Here is an 18,274-nt window from a genome sequence, read left to right on the forward strand (position 1 = left end):
CAGGCTTTTTAGGTTGTAGATTTATTTAGTCAACATACTTGTTGCCGTCAGCGTCAATATAAATGGATTGAACTGCTGTACGGCGGTAAGGATATCCTGCTGCTGTGGTGCCGTTAATTTCATAGGTTACGGAATAGATGCCTGGCTTGTCCGCTTTGGAAAGCTCAATTTGCCCAGTAGGAGTAACGGTTTTTTGCTGCAATGTCAGACCTTTGGACGCTGTAGTCATTCCTTGTTGCGGATCACCATAGTATTGAACTTGGTAAGTGACTTGTGTAACGCTGGTTTGCGAATCCTGGGACTTCAGATTTAGTCTCGGGCCCACTGCATTTAGATTGTATTTGAGCTCAGGGACCTGAGCGGCATGATAGCGTGCAATCAGGAGATATGCACCATGATCAGGAATTACGGCGTTCAACTTATAGATGCCTGGTTGGGGATTGGTAACTACTGCACTATGATGCCAGGCACCAGCAAAGATTTCTTCATCACGACCTGCTTTCACATTAAGCAATTCGCTAGTACCGTCAGGTTTGGTCAGCTCAAGCTGACTTACACGTTTATCGCTGATCCAGTCCAGATCAATGGATTGGACACCATTTTCAACCGTGAGGGTTTCGGAGGCTTTTCCATTATAATCGCCGCCTCGAATAAAATATGAATTATCGATCTCGTTATAGGTGGATTGTACAGCAGAAGCAGTCAGGGAATACGCTGCTGAAAATGCCTCAGTTTCCTGATTCAATGCTGGAGTGTTCGCTTGGAGGTAAGGTTGGATCAGGGAGAAGACGTAAGAACCGGTACGAACCTTGGCATGATCCCAGGAACCGACTTTAACTACACGTCCGCCGGGAAGCTTAGCATTGTCGACTGTGACCACTCCATCATTTTTGCCGAAGGATGAGAGATACATTCCACCCAGTATGTAGGAAGCAGTGCCGCCAGACCAGTTATCACCTGCAAACGTGAAGAATGGAATTGTAGTCGCGTTACTGAGTGCATCCGTTTTGGTTCGGAAATACTTCATATAAGATGTTTGTAACGTAGAGGTGCCGGGATTTTGTGAGCCGACGATATCTGCCAGCCATCCGGCCCAGCTGCTGTAGGCGAGATCTGCAAGTTGTGAACCATGATGGGGACTGCTGAGGGTGATGACACGTTGTACATAAGGAGCTGCTCCGTTATACACGAGAGCGGTTTGAGTATCCACTCCACCTTTGCTGTGGGCGATGATGATGAGTTTTTTTCCGAAATGATTACTAATGACTTTGATTTTGTCGGCTAGAAGCTTGCCATTGTCCCACATATCCTGGGATGTGCCATTCGCATCGTACAAATTAATGGTGGCCGTCTGGTACCCAGCGTCACGTGCTTGCTGAAGCATATCATTATTATTCTTGGTCCACACTTCGGCGCTACTGTTCAAACCATGTACAAACAATAGTGCGGGTTTGGTAGGATCAACGCGATTAGGTGGTGGGCCTTCTGTCCAGCTTCCGGCGGGAGCTTTCGGTGCTTCAGGTGTAGTGGAGCCTGCAAAAGCACCGGCGGGGATAAGAGTGACGGATAACAAAAAAATGAGCATCAAAACGGTGAGCTTCTTCAAACTGTAAATCCTCCTTTTTGTAAAATTAAGTATTTCAAACTTATTATACATGCCATCTTGTGGTAAATCATCAATTGTATTTCATATTTACATTAAAATTTTATTTTTTCAGTCATTTTTTAGTCAGGATATCCCTAAGATTGATGGCACATGCTAATCTCGTCACACATTTTATATGTATGGAGGATGAGTTCATGCCAGGAACTAAGAAAGTCATCAGTTTTACGATTTCAGCTGCTTTACTCGCCAGCATGGCTGCTTTAACCGGGTGTGGAAATGCTGATCATAACGTTCGTACGAACAGTACACGCTATAACGCGCAAAGCACACAGCATATGGATGGTGTGAATCGTTATGGTTTAGATGGTGTAAACCGTATGGATGGTGTGAATCGTTATGGGGTTAAATCCAACGGTATGGACGGGATGTCATTGAATGAAAATGGCAACAGAACCGGACATCCAATCCGTAATCTGCAAGTCGATCGCAACTTGTCCAAACGTATATCCGAGATGCCGGATGTAAAGTCTGCGACAGTATTGGTTGGTGAACGACATGCCTATGTAGCCGTTTCCTTGAAAGACCAAGCTAACGGAACGGGTGTTGGTGCTCCAAGCATTGACGGTACTCCGAGTGCTAATAATACAGGGCGTAACGGGAATGTACCGAGTGTGAATGGCGTTAATGGCACCAGAGGAAACCGAACTACAGGTACTACAACGCCTGGAATGACAGACAATGGAGTTACCGGGAATGGAACACCTGCACGTCGTGATGACGGTTTGTTCGGTACGATGGGTACAGGCTCGTACGGTATGTTGCGTGGCTTGACGGACAACAACAATCGCACAGATAACGGCAACAACACCATCGAGGGAGCAAGAACTGCATATGAACCAACTGATGCAGTCAAGAGCCGAATTGCTAACAAGATTAAGCAATTTGCACCTTCCATTGAACAGGTGCATGTATCGGCTAACCCGGACTTTGTTAGACAAACCTCTGACTTTACACGCAGTGTACAAAATGGTCATCCGATCAGAGGCTTGAGCAATGAAATGGTGGATGTGATTGAACGTGTATTCCCGACTTCGGCGGCTGATACAAACCGTCCAATGGAAAATACAACACCAACACGTCCACAAAATAATACGCCCGCACCGATGAATCATCGCTAATTCAAACCCTTAATTGAGAATATCCCAAAAAGAGCTATCCCATCTCGGCGGTTACGCTGATGGAATAGCTCTTTCTTTTGCGGGGATTATATAACTATAACGATTTGCGCACTCCTTTAATCCATACACCTTGCAGATTTAAGTCGGCATTCAGCAACAAGACGTCTGCTTGTTTACCTGCTTCAAGTGAGCCTGTTCGATCAGCTATGTTCAGGGATCGAGCCGGATTCAGGCTGGCCATTTGTGATGTCTCGGGGATACTCAAGCCTACATGTTGAACTAGATAACGGAAGCCCTCAATCATCGTTAGTGTGCTTCCTGCCAAAGTGACGCCATCCTCCAGTCGTGCGACACCATCCTGTACAATCACTGGCAAATCACCGAGTTTATAATGACCATCTTCCAGCCCGGTGGCTGACATGGCATCGGTGATGAGGATGAGATTATGGTCCTGCTTTAACTTGGCAAGCAGGGAAATAGCAGCAGGATGCACATGGATACCATCTGCAATGATTTCTGCTTCAATGCGCGGATCAGCGAGTACAGCTCCCGCGGCTCCTGGCTTGCGGTGATGCAGCGGAGTCATGGCATTAAAGGTGTGCACGGCATGGTTCAGGCCCGCCGATGCTGCCTGTTCAACCTCTTCATACGTAGCATCCGTATGACCGAGCGCCGCAGTAATGCCGTGGCTACGCAGCCATGCGATGAGTTCAAGGGCGCCTTTTTGTTCAGGCGCAAGTGTGACCTGGCGAACAAGACCCGGATAGCGCTGCTCCCATTCTGCCATCCAAGCGAGGTTCGGAGGCACGATATGTTCCGGGTTTTGTGCTCCTGCCCAGTTCGGACTAATGAAAGGTCCTTCCAGATGCACTCCCTCCAACTGCGCATGGGGCATGGGATATGCCATGTATGTGTGAACTTCTTTTAATACCCGGTCAATTCGTTCCTTGGGCGCAGTCATAGTGGTAGCCAGCATAGCCGTCGTTCCTTGCGAACTGTGAAAGGAGGTGATGGTATCCAGCACCCTCGAATCAGAGTCCATAAAGTCCTCGCCGTTACCGCCGTGAACATGAATATCAATAAAGCCTGGCAGCAGGTACCCCTCCTCCTGACGAACAATATTCGCCGCTTTTGTGGCACCTTCTTCTGGATTGCCTAAGACCACTGAGGTCCAATCCACGGGCAAATCCTCCTCTGAACCAACGTATACAATGGATTGCCCCTCAATGATGACAACTCCGTTGGGAATGATGTCATTCCCAACGACGACTTGACCATACAATAGCTGCGGTATGTTACCGTTCATTTCATCTGACTTCATTTGAACCATCCTCCTGCTTCCTGATCCAGTAAAATAAGCACGTTGGGGTGGCATTGCAGCAGGGAAGCCGGACACTCTGTTGTGACGGGTCCAGTTAAAGCCTGCCTTATAATGTCGGCCTTCTCTGCGCCAAAGGCCACCAGCATAATTTGCTTCGCCTTAAGAATGGTGCCAACCCCCATCGTCACTGCTTGTCTGGGCACTGCATTGATATCGCCAAAAAATCGGGCGTTCGCTGAGCGCGTTCTTTCTTTCAAATCTACAACATGTGTGGCTCCGGTCAAGCTGTGACCGGGTTCGTTAAAGCCGATATGGCCGTTATGACCAATGCCAAGCAATTGGAGATCCACAGGTCCATGATCCAGAATGGCCTGCTCGTGCGCTGCACATTCTGCTGTGAGATTTAGAGCATTCCCGTTAGGGACGTGTGTATGAGGTATGGGAATGTCGATATGCTGAAACAAGTGCTCATTCATAAAGCTTCGGTAGCTCTGCGGATGTTCTGGGGAGAGACCAACATATTCATCAAGATTCACGGAGTAGGCGCGAGCAAAGCTCACCTGTCCCTTGCAGTACATATCCGCAAGATGTCGGTAAATGCCTATCGGTGTACTACCGGTGGCCAAGCCCAGCATAGCTTGTGGTTTGGACAGCAGCAAGCTGGCGATCACAGTGGCAGCAGTAGCGTTCAGGTTTTCACGGCTGTTCAAAATGCGAATGTTCATCTTTAGTGCCCCCCTGGTTGTTTTTTAAGCTTACTCACTTGTTGATATGAACCTTCCAATCTCGGAATATATTTGTCAAAATTCGCGCTCACCATACCTGTAAACAGGATATCTATAATATGAAGCTGGGCGATGCGGGAGGCCATGTCTCCACGTCGCATTCCTTCCTCCAATGAGGAGGAAAATAGCGCAATATCCGCAAGGCTTGCCAGCGTATTGTTTCCGAAGGAGGTCAGGGATAATGTTTTGGCACCCTGTTCCTTTGCACAGCGTAGAGCCGCAATGGTCTCCTGGGTTTCTCCTGAATAAGAGACGGCAAAGGCCACATCCTCCGCTCCGAGCGAGGAGGCAGAGGTAATCTGCATGTGAGAATCTGCGAAGGCAGTGCTATTCTTGCCAATACGGATCAGCTTCTGGTAAAAATCCTGTGCCACAATCGAGGATGTTGCCATCCCATAGAGATCAATACGGCTTGTGGCTGACAGCCATGCAATGGCCTGCTCCAGCTTGCCCAAATCCAGCAACCGGGTCGTGTCTGCAATGGAGGCCGTATGGTTTGCCTGAATAGCCTGCACGATACGGGAAAGTGAATTTCCAGCCACAATGTCCTGATAGGATTCTTCACCTATAAGGTTGGAATGGGACAATTCGGCGGCCAGCTTCATTTTGAAATCGGGATACCCTTTAAAATGTAGTGATTTGCAAAACCGTGTAACGGTTGCGGCACTCACACCGCAACGCTCTGACAGTTCCCGAATACCCAGATGCAGCACATCCTCCGGGGCTTGCAGGATAGATTCCGCCAGCTTACGCTCTTGTACAGGCAACTGCTCCAGTCGATGGGATAATGTATGAAGAATGGGGGACATGAGCTGTGCTCCTTTAGCTATATAATGCTTTTGTGAAAAAAAGTATCATTTAATTAAATGAAATTAAGAAAAATATTTTCGTGTATATTGTAAAATAATTACGCACTTCATACAAGAGGGGAGAGGCTGATCACTTTCAAGTGTAGCTTCTATAAATGAATAATAAATGCAGAAAAATTTGTAGAAGTTATCATACATTAATTTACATTTTGCGACTTTTACTTACAAAACAACCTATTGACTTGTCTCTTCAATGGAGGAGTATAATTGAATATAGTTCCAATCAAGGAATTTTACTAGGAGCTTTTCAAAGGGCATCGTTGGACGGAAGAGTAGGATCTCATTCACAAGGAGGAGTTTGCTATGCAAAGCCAAGTGATTGAAATGATCAGCGCGGTCAAGGAAGATCCTGAATTGGTCGCTAAGCTGAATGGACATTCGGACATTATTCATGATGCGGGACTGGATTCATTGCAGTTGGTTCATTTCATGCTGCAAGTGGAGGATGCATTTGATGTGGAGATTGATTTTGATTCCTTTGAGTTGGAACATCTCCGTTCAGTAGATGCGTTTTGCAGTTACATTCAAGGAATTAGCGATGCGGAGCAAGTGTCGCACCCGGAAGGTATGGAGACAGTCTGAACGCAGGGTAGACTTTGCCTGAAAATCCATTAAACGAGGTGTTAGCATGCAGCCCAAAAGCAATGTGCTGATTGATGAGAAGGCTTTCAAGCTCATCAAGCGTAACCTGAAAAACGCTTCCGTGTCTTATCGTAACGCAACACAGGATCCGGCTTTCAAAACGGACATGCCCCAGACGATCGGTATTAAGCTGACCAACCGTTGTAATTTAAGATGTACGCACTGCTTTGAATGGAACGAGGAAGGCTATCATCACCAAATGGATAAAGAAGAACAGAATATGGATCTTGCCCCGGATATGCTTCGGCAGATTTTGAGCGAAACGAAGGAAGTGAAGTCCAGACTGTACATGTGGGGTGGTGAACCGATGTTTCACCGGCGCTTTGATGAAATTTTGGACGTGCTGGCGGAAGATCGGCGTGAAATGACCTTTTGTACAAATGGACTACTCATTGATAAATATTTGGACCGGATTTTGGATTTGTCCGAAAATCTGGAGTTGTTAATAGCGATTGAGGGTTTTGAAAAAGAACACGATTTAATACGCGGTAAAGGCACCTTTCAGAAAACAATGCGGCAGATGGATAAGCTGATTGAACTTCGCGATCAGGGATTGTACAAGGGACGGGTAACTGTCCATGCGGTCATTAACGATAACATGATCGGACGGATGTACGAATTTCTGCAAATGCTGGAGGATAAGAGGCTGGATCTGGTGCTGCTAACGTTCCCCTGGTACATTTCCAAAGAAACCTCCTTTAAAATGGATGAATATTTTACACGTAATTTCTCCTGGCTCCGACAACTTGAAGAAAAAAATATTAGTAGCTGGCATGCTTTCAAATATAAAATCAACCCGGCTAACATCGACCCTCTGATGCAGGAATTACAGCGGATCAATGAGCGGGTATGGAACATTCGCGTGCGTTATCAGCCCGGCTTGGATTATGAGGAAATTGATAAATTTATACATGGCGAGGAAATGGTCAGCCGTTGTTCCAATCATTGTTTGGCGCTCACCTCCAGAACAGATATTTTACCAGACGGAAAGGTTATGCCTTGCAAATTTTTCAGTGAGTTCACGATTGGAAGTTTGCGTGAGCACAGTCTGAAGGAAATATGGAATTCGGATGCGTATGAAAAAACCCGTCAAAAGATTAATCATGAAGGATTGACGCCGGTGTGCTCCAAATGCAGTGTGCTGTATCTGCATGGGGCAGGCTCTCTGAAATACATTTAGTTTCCTATGAATCTCCTATGGAATATTGTTTGCTACTAGATGGAAGAGAGAGGGATGATGACAAGACGTGACGACTAAAACGATTAACCTTGTGGAAGCACTTGCTCATGAACGGGATCATGGGGTCCTGATTTGGCTGTTTAATATCGGCGCAGAGCAAGTGTGGCATCCATCCCCCCGGAAGGGGGGCATGGTAGACCGGGATGAACAGCAGGTCGTAAACCGGATGGAGGAAATGAATCTCCTGCTATGCCGAAGTCAGGATGTCATTGTACTCCGTGAACAGCCGGATGAGGCATTTCTGGACATGCTTCAGCGGTTAGGTTTCAGCCTGCCGCGTATTGAGGTGCCAGAGCCTTCTGATCCGCTAACGCCGATTTCAGAGTTAGTACTGGCGGATGACGCACTTTTGGCACGACTACGTGCGGTTGCGGATGCAGGCCATAGCAGCGGCGGAGCCAAAGCGTGGCTCGTACCCTATGCGGTCACACCGCAGGAGGAAGCGATTGCGGAGCGTTGTGGGCTGGAGTTGATCGGTGCTCCATCTGCGGTATGCGCCCAGGTGAATGATAAAATATTTAGCCGTCTGACCGCACAAAAGCTTGGTTTTGCTGTCAGCGAGGGCGCTGTATGTGCAGACGAAGCGGCAATTCGCAGAGAATGTGAGAGACTGGCTGGCTTATCGGACGAGCCTGTGAAGCTGATTATCAAGCAGCCACACGGGGCCTCGGGACAAGGTATGTATATGCTGGACGAGCTGTCCAAGCTGGACACGCTGCTGAGTGTGATGAGACGCTTTGGCGGTTCGTCATCGTCTTCTGGCGGCTGGCTGGTGGAGCGCTGGCACAATAAGCAAATGGATCTGAACTACCAGCTCTGCATTGACGAGGGCGGCGGTGTGACGATGTTTTCGCTAAAAAGGCAAAACGTAGACGGTACAGTCTATATCGGCTCCCAGGTTCCCGCTGATATTGGCGAGACGCTGGAGGAAGAAGTGAGACGATGTGCTTATCAGTTGGGAACGTATCTCTATTCCATCGGGTATACGGGAATGGCTTCCATTGACGGTTTTGTTGACGAAGATGGTTTGCTGATTCCGGTGATCGAGATTAATGGCAGATTTACCTTGTCTACTTACATCTCGTTCCTGTCCTCTGTCTTGGGAGAACGGCATAAGACCTTGTCCCGTTATTACCGCAACGTGACCGCTACACCTCTCACCTACAGCCGTTTGTGCGGGTTGCTGGCGGAGGAAGGCTTGCTCTATACACCCGAACGGCCTGAAGGGGTATTTGTTTATACGGCGGGTACCTTGTCTGGCATTCCTGTAAAGCGGGGCTATGTGAACCGGATTTTCACACTTATTTTGGCAGACAGTTGGCAGGAAGCGGATGCTTATGCGCACAAATTGGAAGGTATCATTGCTGGATTAGGATGCTCATAAATAGGAGGGAATTGAGAATGAAAACAGACGTATACCATGTAGTACCTTTGCTGGAAAAGGTTTTGAAGCTGGCTCCCGGCGAGTTGGAACAGTTGACTCCGGATCAGGACCTGCGAACCTTGGGCCTGAATTCCTTATCCGCTGTTGAATTAATTGTAGAATTGGAAAATGAGCTTGATATTACGATGGAGGACGACGATTTGGTGCTGGAGCATCTATCTACACTGCAAGGCATTGAGCGTCTGCTGGGCAAATATGCATAAGGGCGCTGAACAGACAAGACCTATGCTGCAGTCCGATATGGGGGCACGTCATAATTCCATGGTTGATCATAGTGCAGAAGAAATCGCAAATGCTCTCCCAGGGAAGCATTGTGTATATTCTTCCCTGCGTACTTCATTGCAGAGGTATGGGGTGAACATGGCCGAAGCCGAGCTGTTCATGCTGTGTGGGAGTATGTGCGCGGAGTATGGTGGAGATTTGAAGCGCTTCGGACCGGAGAAATATCCGGAGCAGCTTCAAGAAATGGCCGCCAGTGGCGGACCGGTTATTCGAGTAGAACCGTGGGTCGAAGGAGTCAGCAATGAAACCGATCTGTTGCGGGTGCTCACATCTGGTTATGGTACGATGCTGCACACATCGAGCACCGCTTTAACCTATCACGATGTATATGTGAAAAATTACCCAAGGGGTCATGTGATTGAGTTGTACGGACTGGACTTGCAAGAACGGATGGCACAGGTGAATGATAGCTTCCTGCTCGATTCCTCGGGACATGCGATGACTTATGTGGGCTCAGCCCGGCTCGACGACCTCATGCAGGGCATTATTGAGTATGCATGGCTGGTGGAGCAGCCTGTCCCGCTTTCGCCAAGGGAGATGCATGCTGCGTGTGCTTACCATATTCGTCAGTATGTGACGGGTGAAAAAGTTACAACAGACCAGCATGTCAAGCGGGGAGATGCGGGTTACCGGGCATTTGTCGGTGACTTCCATCTGTTAGAAGACATGGAGGATCAGGAGTTTCGGACGTTCTGCCATGAAATTTATTACAATCTGCGCTTGGGCAGCGCTCTTCATTTGGCGGATTATACAGCTGATTATTGCCTGCTGCATCAAGCTACGCTGGGGCCGCAAGCACAGCATATCATTGAATTGGCACAGGCGTTGTACGCGGATTGGCACAAGCTTAATCTGCATATTTACAAAACAGGACTTCAATTGCGCAAGCATCGGATGCCTGAGATTACAGAACGGGCTCTGCATTTGATTGAAAGACAGCGTCATATGCTGGAAGAACTGATGATTTTGACAGAGCAAGCAGCTGAGTAGCCAAAGCACTCGGTAATATCAGGCGCGTTCATCCAGGTATCACGCATAGAGGAAAGAGGAGGGGAATTCATTGCCGTCCATTACATTAAACCAATTGTCGAAAACGTTTACGTACTACAAAAAGGAGCCGGGCGTGCGCAAATCACTACAAAATTTGTTTAAGCGTGAACAGCTGACCAAGAAGGCTGTGCAAAACGTTAGCTTTAGCATTGAGGAAGGAGAAATTGTCGGATTTCTTGGTCCCAACGGGGCGGGCAAAACAACAACGCTCAAAATGCTGTCCGGCATTCTCCATCCCACGGAAGGGGAGGCATCGGTACTCGGCTTTACTCCCTGGAAGCGACAAAAAGAGTTTAAACGTCAGTTTTCCATCGTGATGGGACAGAAAAACCAGCTTTGGTGGGATTTGCCCGCAAGCGAGTCGTTCGAGCTGAACAAGCTTATCTACGAAATCGATGATAATCGTTATAAAGAAGCGCTGGATGAACTGGTCACTTTGCTTGGGGTGGAGGAGCAGCTTCATGTGCAGGTTCGGCGGCTATCGCTCGGCGAGCGTATGAAAATGGAACTGATCGCCGCGCTGCTGCATCGTCCACGGGTCATTTTACTGGATGAGCCGACCATCGGACTGGACCTTGTTTCTCAGCGGCGAATTCGAGAGTTTTTCAAAGCCTATAACCGCACCCACCGGACGACCATTTTGCTGACAAGCCACTACATGAAGGACATTGAGGATCTATGCACTAGGTCCATCATTATCAGTGGGGGCAGACTGGTGTATGACGGAGACTTGCACAAGGTAAATGAGGTCATCGGTGCCCGTAAATTACTTAAGGTTCGACTGGAGAACCCCGTATCCAACCTAACATTGGCGAGCCTCGGCAAACTTCGCTCCAACTCGGAGCTGGAGGCGGTATTTGAGCTGGATGCAGAAGATACGTTGGCTTGGTCCAAAAAGATTTTGGACGCACTGCCTGTCGTTGATTTTACGATTGAGGACGTCCCGCTGGAAGAGGGGATAGCCAATTTGTACGATGGGGGCAGGCTGGCTGATGCGAAATAACAAATATGTGAAAGTACTCCAGCTTGGCATGCAAAACGAAATGGAGTATCGGGCTAATTATTGGCTCCAAATGGCGGGATTTATGCTGCCCATCATGACGCAAATTTTTCTCTGGCTAGCTGTATTTGGTTCTTCGGGACAAGCAAGAGTGGTGGACTATTCTCTGCCGGAAATGCTGGTGTATGTGGTCATGGCAGGAGTAACTGGAAAACTGATTGCGACGGGCTTTGAATATGAAATTGCTACAGATATCAAGGAAGGTGGACTGGCAAAATTCATGGTACAGCCTGTGCATTATTTTGCTTACCGTTTTTGCCGGTTTATTGGAGGCAAAGTCATACAGTCCGCAGTTGTGCTGCTGGCGGCTGCTATTTTGCTGTTATGTCTTAGCCTGGAAGGACAAATCAGCTTCGAGCTATCGTACATCCTGCTTTACATATTGGCGTTGCCGGGAGCACTTGTGCTTAATTTTGTGGTCTATTACGCGCTCAGCGGCATAGCCTTTTGGGTGACGGAATCGGCGGGACTTTTTTATACGTTGTCGCTTGTTATTTATGTAGCTAGTGGTACCGTGTTTCCGCTGACGATTTTTGGAGATGCTTTGGCCCGTCTGTTCAGTCTGCTACCTTTCAGCTACACTGTATTTTTTCCGGTGAATGCGTTGACGGGCAAGCTGACTGTGCTGGAAGCCGCTAAAGGCATTGGCGTGCAATGGCTCTGGATTGTAGTGCTGGCGGCCGTATCACGCTGGGTGTGGCAAGCCGGGGTCAAACGCTTTGTCTCAGTGGGGGGTTAACATGAAAAATGTTTTCCAAAACATTAGGCGCTACATCAGACTGTACTGGAAATTTGTCCAGTTTTCCGTCATGTCGCAAATGGAATATCGCACTAACTTTATAAGTGCATGTCTGGTTGAAACAGCTTATTTGTTTATCAAGCTGCTGTACGCATCGCTTCCATACCGCGCTGGGACAGACATTAACGGCTGGTCTCCTGACGCTATGTTGTTATATATCGGCGTGTTTACGATGATGAGCGGATTTTACAGTGGATTATTTTACAGTAATTTTACAAGCCTGCCTGAAAAAATCCGGACTGGCTCACTGGACGTGCTTATGACGAAGCCGGTATCGCTGCAATTTATGGTGACACTGCGTCAATTTGAGCTGGGTTATACTGTACCGAATGTCGTGGGCGGTGGAATCATGACAGGCATTGGCTGGTATCGTCTTGGACTGCCATTTGATGTGGAAACCGTAGGAGGTTTCGCTGTGCTGCTCGGATGCGGAGTGCTCACGGCATACTCTGTGTTTTTGCTGCCCCAATTGCTGGCCTTTTGGATTATCCGCACGAACGGTGTTACAGAGCTATCCAACAGCATTTTCGAGACAAACTATGTACCGATGGCTGTGTACAGTAACCTGATTCAGCGTATTGGCTTGTTTGTGCTTCCGGTGTTTGTCATCTGTAATTTTCCGCCAATGTTCATTCTCGGCAAAATGCAACCCGGTTTGATGCTCTGGGCATTTCTTGCACCTCTCTGGCTGCTGGCGATTATCCGCCTGATATGGCAGTTTGCACTACGTGATTATACGAGTGCGAGCCAGTAGCACTACCGTGTAGTAGATTCATAATGAAGCAGGAAAGGAAGCGAGTCATATGAATGCGATACCGAACCAGCGTCATTTATATATGGGAACGTTCGAAGCGGAGGCTTATTGGCGAGATGCCGAGCTGGCTTCTCTGCCCGCCCTGCCTGACCGGGCTTCTTCTGCCATTGTAGCAGCTATGGATGAATTGCTATTTAGCTTTTGCCAACCGGGAGACGCTCTATTGACACGTTACGCCATTTCGCCCGTACATCGTCAGTATATCGCGCAGTTGGGCTTTCATCCGGCTGTAAACGAACGGGATTTGACTGACGGAATGGAACAGGCGGGCAATGTGGCGGCCGCTTCTGTTTTTGAGCTGCTGAGCAGTCGCAAGACGGATGCCGGGGTAGGTTTTCCTCAACTGGAAGGCTGCGTGCTTAGCCCGTTTGCGGGGTTGCCGCATGTGGAGGAGGCTGCACGTGCTTGGGGAATTACATTGCATCAGCCGCCGCTGGAAACGATTCGCAAGGTAAATGCCAAAACCTATTCCTCTGAGCTGAAACGCAGTCTTGGTCTGCGCAACCCTGGTCATATTGTGACTTCGTTTGCGGATGTCGCTGAAGCAGGGCGTAAACTGCTGCGGGATGGAAGCTTTTTAATCAAGGATGATTTTGGCGTATCGGGCAAAGGCAATCTGCACATTACTTCGACACAAATGCTGGACCGGGTCGTATCGTATTTGCGTGGACAGGAGCGCAAAGGCAAACGGGTACTGTTCTTGCTGGAGCCTTTTCTGGAGAAAGAGCAGGATTTTTCATGCCAATTTACGATTGGCGATGATGGGCGTGTCGACATCGTATCTGTGCAATGGCTGGCTAATACTCAATTCGCCTATCGGGAATCCCTATCGCCGGACAGGGCTTTTATAGAGCGTCTGGAGCGTGACGGCTATTTTAGCTTAATGCAGGATGTGGGACAGCAATTGTATCGGGATGGATATTACGGCGATGTATGCATAGACTCCATGACACTTCGTGGTGGAAAGCTGGAGCCCATTATCGAAATTAATGCCAGAAAGTCGATGAGTTTGATTAAGCATCAGCTCGATACCTATCTGGCCGGGAAAAATATGCGTGGCACGTTGACGAATTATTCGCTTTCCCATGATGGCAGTCTATCTTATGAAGAACTGCTGTTAGGGCTAGAAGGCGAGGGATTGCTGTTTACAGGTGAATGTGAAGAAGGTGTCATGCCTTTGGGAGCCAATACGTTATATGTAAACACAGGTGGACGTGACGGTGAGAACAGGATTGTAGGCCATACCCCTGTGCCAAGCAGAAATGCAACCGGGCGCGGAGGCAGATCATCTGCCAAGCAGGTTCGTATAAGTGGGATTGGAGCCGGCGATGGCGGATCAGAAGGGAACGGCATGGGTCAGCCTGACTTGAGTGGTACAAAAGAAGCTGATGGAAATGAACGGGCACGAGGCAAAGGACGGCTTTATTTGGAACTGGTTGCTGCGAATGATGAGGAAAAAATGCGATTGACTACAAAGCTGGAGCGTTTTTTGGCAGAGCGACATTTTACAGTGCTGAATTAAACGGGAGGCGTATAAGCATGCGTAAGAGTACGGAGAAGCTTATGAAGGTAACGATTTTGTGTTCCGGTTTCGGATTGGGCTTTTATACCCCTGGCTTGCTGCTGCAAGCGGGTCTTCGCAGGCTGGGCATGGATACGGCGATCCATGTATTTGAAAATGTACTGCCGGAATCGGCCCGACTCAAGGTCGACAAAAGCCGGAAAGCTTACCATGACAATTTTGCAGTGGCCTTAATGTCGCAGAAGGTTCCGCAGGATATGCGTAATTCACTGGACCCCGCAGCGATGGAAGTACTGCTGAACCAATGGATAGAAGAGGATCGGCGGTATTTTATATGCTTATCCGGTCATTGGATGTATGTACTGGAGGAGTATCGCAAGCGCAGAGAGTCGGAGTCGGTGCATGTGGACATTGTGTATATGGATTCGACACCTTCTCCTTCCTGGAAAAATCTAGCCAAGCATAACCCGCATTTTGCTGATGGCTGTGGAGAAACGACCCTGTTTGAAAATGATAAAAATAGAGTCAGCCACTATATTGATATCCCGGCAGTGGAGCATATCCCTTTTGAAGCACGGCAAGCCCGTTTATTCGTACATGGCGGCGGTTGGGGGATGGGCACCTACCGTGAGAAGGTTGGACGGTTAGAAGAAGCGGGTTGGGAACTGGATCTGTTGTTGTATGATCAGGATCAACCAGATGAAGAGCGGGACAGTATACGCTATTTTCGGATGGACCCGCAGTGGAGAACATGGCAGCGAGATGAAGCCGGGGAGCATACATTTCCACCTTTCGGAGAGGTGAAAATAGGTGATGAAACGGTGTATCAGGTCGGACCGGATTACCATTGCATGCTGGACCGAGCATGTCATGCCCAGGCCATTGTCAGCAAGCCCGGTGGCGGCAGCCTGACCGATTCGTTTGCTACAGCTACTCCGCTGATTATGCTGGAGCCGTTTGGTGTGCATGAGAAGCATAATGCGGATCTATGGGAACGTCTGGGGTTAGGCATGCGCTACGAGACATGGATAGAAACCTATGGCGGCAGTGCCCAAATCCTGGAGGAAATGCATCGGAGAATCGTAGAGCTGCGCAGTCGGACGCCACGTTATATAGAATCCTATGTGAAGAGCATTCAAGTGCCATCAGGAATGGAGCAGGGATCATGAACGCTGCCGCGGCTGCGCAAGAACCTGCGATGCAAGATATTCGCTTCGGGATCATTGGTTGTTCTGCCATTGCCCCTCGTGCGTTGCTGGAACCGATCCGACATGTTGCAGGAGCACGCGTGACCGCGCTTGCGAATCGTACGGTTGCCAAGGCCCAAGAAATGGCAGAGCGTTATGAAGTCAATGTCGTTTATGGTCATGCTGAGGATATGCTTAAAGACCCGGACATCGACGCTGTATATATTGCGCTCAGCAACGATTTACATGCTGAGTGGATCGGCAGAGCCTTACAAGCTCACAAGCACGTGCTGGTGGAAAAACCGTTATGCCTGAATACAGCTGATCTGGCTCCCTTGGCGGCTATCGTCGAACAGAGCAACGCTTATCTGCTGGAGGGAGTCATGGTGCAGCATCACCCTTGGCAGCGTGAACTGCGAAGAATCATAGAATCAGGTCGTTATGGTCGCTTATGCTCCATAGAAATGAGTCTATGCATTCCGGCAAAAGAAGGGCATGCGGACAATTACCGATCCCGTCCGGAGCAGGGTGGGGGATGCTTTTGGGATTTGGGTGTGTACTGGCTCCAGTTTCTTCAGGCCGTTGTTGGATTGGAGCAGGCGGAATTCCACAGTCAATCGGATTTCGCTGGCCCTCATGGTTGTGACTGGACATTTCACGCGCAAGCCCGTTACCCGAGCGGACTAGAGGCATCTGCCCTCTTCTCATTTGAGCGTCCTTATCGCTGTGCTCATGTACTGACCTTTGATTCGGCAGTAGTCACATTAAAGGATTGCTTTCGAGCGAATTTGGGTTTCTATAAAATGACACTCAAGACGGAAATAAAGAAGGATATCGCGGTGAATATATCGGATGTGGAAGCACGGTCCGCGTTATCACAGTCATCTTTGCCTACTAAAACAGTTTTTGAGCCTATGAACTATTATGTCAATCAGTTGGATGCCTTCTGCAGCATCATCCGGGGTGAAACGGAGCCAATTCCATTTCATGAGGCTGCTGAACGCGTCAGACTGCTGGCAGCTATTCATAAAGCAGCGCGCTCAGGCGAGGCGATCTATGCAGTATAAGTATGGTCGCGGTTTTCAATCGGTGAGATTCGAATAATGCAAAATACGGAATATTCAAGCAAAGAGAGGAGGGGATTCAGCAGATGGATCAGAAGGACGAAGTTTTACTGGAGCGATTCGGCGAGCATCCGACACCCTTTTATTATTATGATGGAGACGCGCTGCATGCTCACGTCAGCTCATTGCTGGCCCGGCTACACCCGGCCGTGCGTGTACATTACGCGCTCAAGGCTAATGGTAACGTGGCCTTGGCTGGGTTGCTGCGCTCGTTAGGTTGCGGTGTCGAGATTGCTTCGGCTGGAGAAATGTTCGTCGCCATGGAGGCCGGGTATGCTGCGGAGGACGTACTGTACGCTGGACCGGGGAAAACAATAGCTGAGCTGCGTGAGGCGATAACCTGTGGGATCGGCTGCATTCATGTAGAATCGGTGAGAGAGCTGCGTCTACTGGAGGACATTGCCGCCCAAACGGGCGTGTTTGTCAGGGCTGCGGTTCGAATCAATCCCGATAATGACCTGTCGGGCGCAACGATTAAAATGGGCGGTGTTCCGCGCCCTTTTGGAGTCGATGAAGGGCAACTGGATCACTTTTTTAAGGTGCTGGAAGATTGCCCGCACGTATATTTTCAAGGCATTCAAGTATATACAGGTACGCAAATGCTGAAAGCGGATCAGATTTTAGCTTCATTTGCGAATACCTTGCAGTTGGCAGAACGGGTGCAGGCTCAGTATAGTGTGGCGATGCATACGATCAATTTGGGCGGCGGGTTTGGTGTACCTTATTTTGCCCATGAGCAGCCGCTTGATATGGATCACGTCATTGATGGACTTAATGCACTCGCGGAGCAGACCCGATCCCGCATGCCGGGGGTTAGGCTGATCATCGAAAGCGGCAGGTATCTGGTCGCTCAATCAGGCATGTATGTCTGCCGGGCGTTGTATACCAAGGAATCCAAGGGAGAGAAGTTTGTCGTAGCTGATGGCGGCATGAACCACTACGTCGCAGCTACCTTTCGGGGACGCCGTTTAAGGGACAATTACCCTGTGCAAATTATGCGCAGACAATCAGCAGAGGTTTCTACGGAGCTGGAGACGGTAAGCATTGTTGGTCCGCTGTGTACACCCGAGGATTGTATAGTGAAAAAAGCGGAGCTGCCCCCGATTCAAGAGGGCGATTATATTGCTTTTCCGAATGCAGGAGCCTATGGATTGAGCTACAGCCCATTATATTTTTTGGGACATGCTACTCCGGCGGAACTGCTCGATTTTCGCGGGAAAGTGCATATCATTCGTGAACACGGTGATCGCACGGACCTTCTGCATCATCAACGTATGATTGCGTTGCCTGAGGATGTGATGTAAGTATGAAAAAACGCCAAAATCATGGGATCCGGTATCAAACGGACCTG

Annotated in this window: 17 protein-coding genes; 13 read left to right on the top strand and 4 right to left on the bottom strand. The window is 48.8% G+C overall.

Annotated elements, in window-relative coordinates; translation table 11 throughout:
- Nucleotides 1-25: 25 nt before the first annotated feature.
- Nucleotides 26-1,606 carry an esterase/lipase family protein gene (locus ACU1JV_RS18145; RefSeq protein WP_413986914.1) on the bottom strand — a complete coding sequence of 527 codons (1,581 nt, stop codon included), beginning with the start codon at nt 1,604-1,606 and terminating at the stop codon, nt 26-28.
- 194 nt (nt 1,607-1,800) lie between these two features.
- On the opposite strand from ACU1JV_RS18145, the gene ACU1JV_RS18150 reads away from it, so the two are divergent.
- Complete coding sequence (locus tag ACU1JV_RS18150; RefSeq protein ID WP_058830468.1) at nt 1,801-2,784, top strand: YhcN/YlaJ family sporulation lipoprotein; 984 nt, start codon at nt 1,801-1,803, stop codon at nt 2,782-2,784.
- A gap of 94 nt (nt 2,785-2,878) precedes the next feature.
- Here the strand turns inward: ACU1JV_RS18150 and nagA are convergent, their stop codons facing one another.
- Genes nagA through ACU1JV_RS18165 form a run of 3 tightly spaced genes read right to left on the bottom strand, consistent with a single transcriptional unit; the run spans nt 2,879 to nt 5,699 of the window.
- Entirely contained in the window at nt 2,879-4,105 is a 1,227-nt protein-coding gene (nagA, locus tag ACU1JV_RS18155; protein WP_413986913.1) for an N-acetylglucosamine-6-phosphate deacetylase, read from the bottom strand.
- A complete protein-coding gene (gene nagB, locus ACU1JV_RS18160; RefSeq protein ID WP_413986912.1) occupies nt 4,102-4,830 on the bottom strand; it encodes a glucosamine-6-phosphate deaminase in 729 nt (242 codons plus the stop codon). The genes nagA and nagB overlap by 4 nt, the downstream gene beginning before the upstream one ends.
- A 2-nt stretch (nt 4,831-4,832) precedes the next feature.
- Complete coding sequence (locus ACU1JV_RS18165; RefSeq protein WP_413986911.1) at nt 4,833-5,699, bottom strand: MurR/RpiR family transcriptional regulator; 867 nt, start codon at nt 5,697-5,699, stop codon at nt 4,833-4,835.
- Nucleotides 5,700-6,062: 363 nt separating this feature from the next.
- Here ACU1JV_RS18165 and ACU1JV_RS18170 point away from each other — a divergent pair, with 363 nt between their 5' ends.
- From ACU1JV_RS18170 to ACU1JV_RS18225, 12 genes are all read left to right on the top strand, one after another.
- Nucleotides 6,063-6,341 carry an acyl carrier protein gene (locus tag ACU1JV_RS18170; protein WP_013372788.1) on the top strand — a complete coding sequence of 93 codons (279 nt, stop codon included), beginning with the start codon at nt 6,063-6,065 and terminating at the stop codon, nt 6,339-6,341.
- Nucleotides 6,342-6,387: 46 nt separating this feature from the next.
- Nucleotides 6,388-7,581: a radical SAM/SPASM domain-containing protein gene (locus ACU1JV_RS18175; RefSeq protein ID WP_013372787.1), complete on the top strand. Its 1,194-nt coding sequence runs from the start codon at nt 6,388-6,390 to the stop codon at nt 7,579-7,581.
- Nucleotides 7,582-7,648: 67 nt separating this feature from the next.
- On the top strand, nt 7,649-9,025 hold the full coding sequence (locus ACU1JV_RS18180; RefSeq protein ID WP_040102988.1) for a preATP grasp domain-containing protein: 1,377 nt from the start codon (nt 7,649-7,651) through the stop codon (nt 9,023-9,025).
- A gap of 17 nt (nt 9,026-9,042) precedes the next feature.
- A complete protein-coding gene (locus tag ACU1JV_RS18185; RefSeq protein ID WP_016818498.1) occupies nt 9,043-9,288 on the top strand; it encodes an acyl carrier protein in 246 nt (81 codons plus the stop codon).
- Nucleotides 9,281-10,357 carry a hypothetical protein gene (locus ACU1JV_RS18190; protein ID WP_330706324.1) on the top strand — a complete coding sequence of 359 codons (1,077 nt, stop codon included), beginning with the start codon at nt 9,281-9,283 and terminating at the stop codon, nt 10,355-10,357. Before ACU1JV_RS18185 ends, ACU1JV_RS18190 begins: the two co-directional genes overlap by 8 nt.
- Before the next feature lie 70 nt (nt 10,358-10,427).
- Nucleotides 10,428-11,420 (top strand): ABC transporter ATP-binding protein, encoded by a 993-nt coding sequence (locus ACU1JV_RS18195; RefSeq protein ID WP_013372783.1) that lies wholly within the window; start codon nt 10,428-10,430, stop codon nt 11,418-11,420.
- A complete protein-coding gene (locus tag ACU1JV_RS18200; protein WP_013372782.1) occupies nt 11,410-12,216 on the top strand; it encodes an ABC transporter permease in 807 nt (268 codons plus the stop codon). Before ACU1JV_RS18195 ends, ACU1JV_RS18200 begins: the two co-directional genes overlap by 11 nt.
- A 1-nt stretch (nt 12,217) precedes the next feature.
- The gene (locus ACU1JV_RS18205) at nt 12,218-13,030 is read left to right on the top strand and encodes an ABC transporter permease (protein WP_413986910.1); all 813 of its coding nucleotides are present in this window, start codon (nt 12,218-12,220) and stop codon (nt 13,028-13,030) included.
- Nucleotides 13,031-13,079: 49 nt separating this feature from the next.
- Nucleotides 13,080-14,612 carry a hypothetical protein gene (locus tag ACU1JV_RS18210; RefSeq protein WP_413986909.1) on the top strand — a complete coding sequence of 511 codons (1,533 nt, stop codon included), beginning with the start codon at nt 13,080-13,082 and terminating at the stop codon, nt 14,610-14,612.
- 17 nt (nt 14,613-14,629) lie between these two features.
- Nucleotides 14,630-15,781: a UDP-glucuronosyltransferase gene (locus ACU1JV_RS18215; protein WP_413986908.1), complete on the top strand. Its 1,152-nt coding sequence runs from the start codon at nt 14,630-14,632 to the stop codon at nt 15,779-15,781.
- Nucleotides 15,778-16,866, top strand: coding sequence for a Gfo/Idh/MocA family protein (locus ACU1JV_RS18220; RefSeq protein WP_413986907.1), 1,089 nt, complete (start codon nt 15,778-15,780; stop codon nt 16,864-16,866). The genes ACU1JV_RS18215 and ACU1JV_RS18220 overlap by 4 nt, the downstream gene beginning before the upstream one ends.
- Before the next feature lie 83 nt (nt 16,867-16,949).
- On the top strand, nt 16,950-18,227 hold the full coding sequence (locus ACU1JV_RS18225; protein WP_413986906.1) for a type III PLP-dependent enzyme: 1,278 nt from the start codon (nt 16,950-16,952) through the stop codon (nt 18,225-18,227).
- Nucleotides 18,228-18,274 lie beyond the last annotated feature (47 nt).

Source organism: Paenibacillus sp. T2-29, assembly GCF_052921365.1.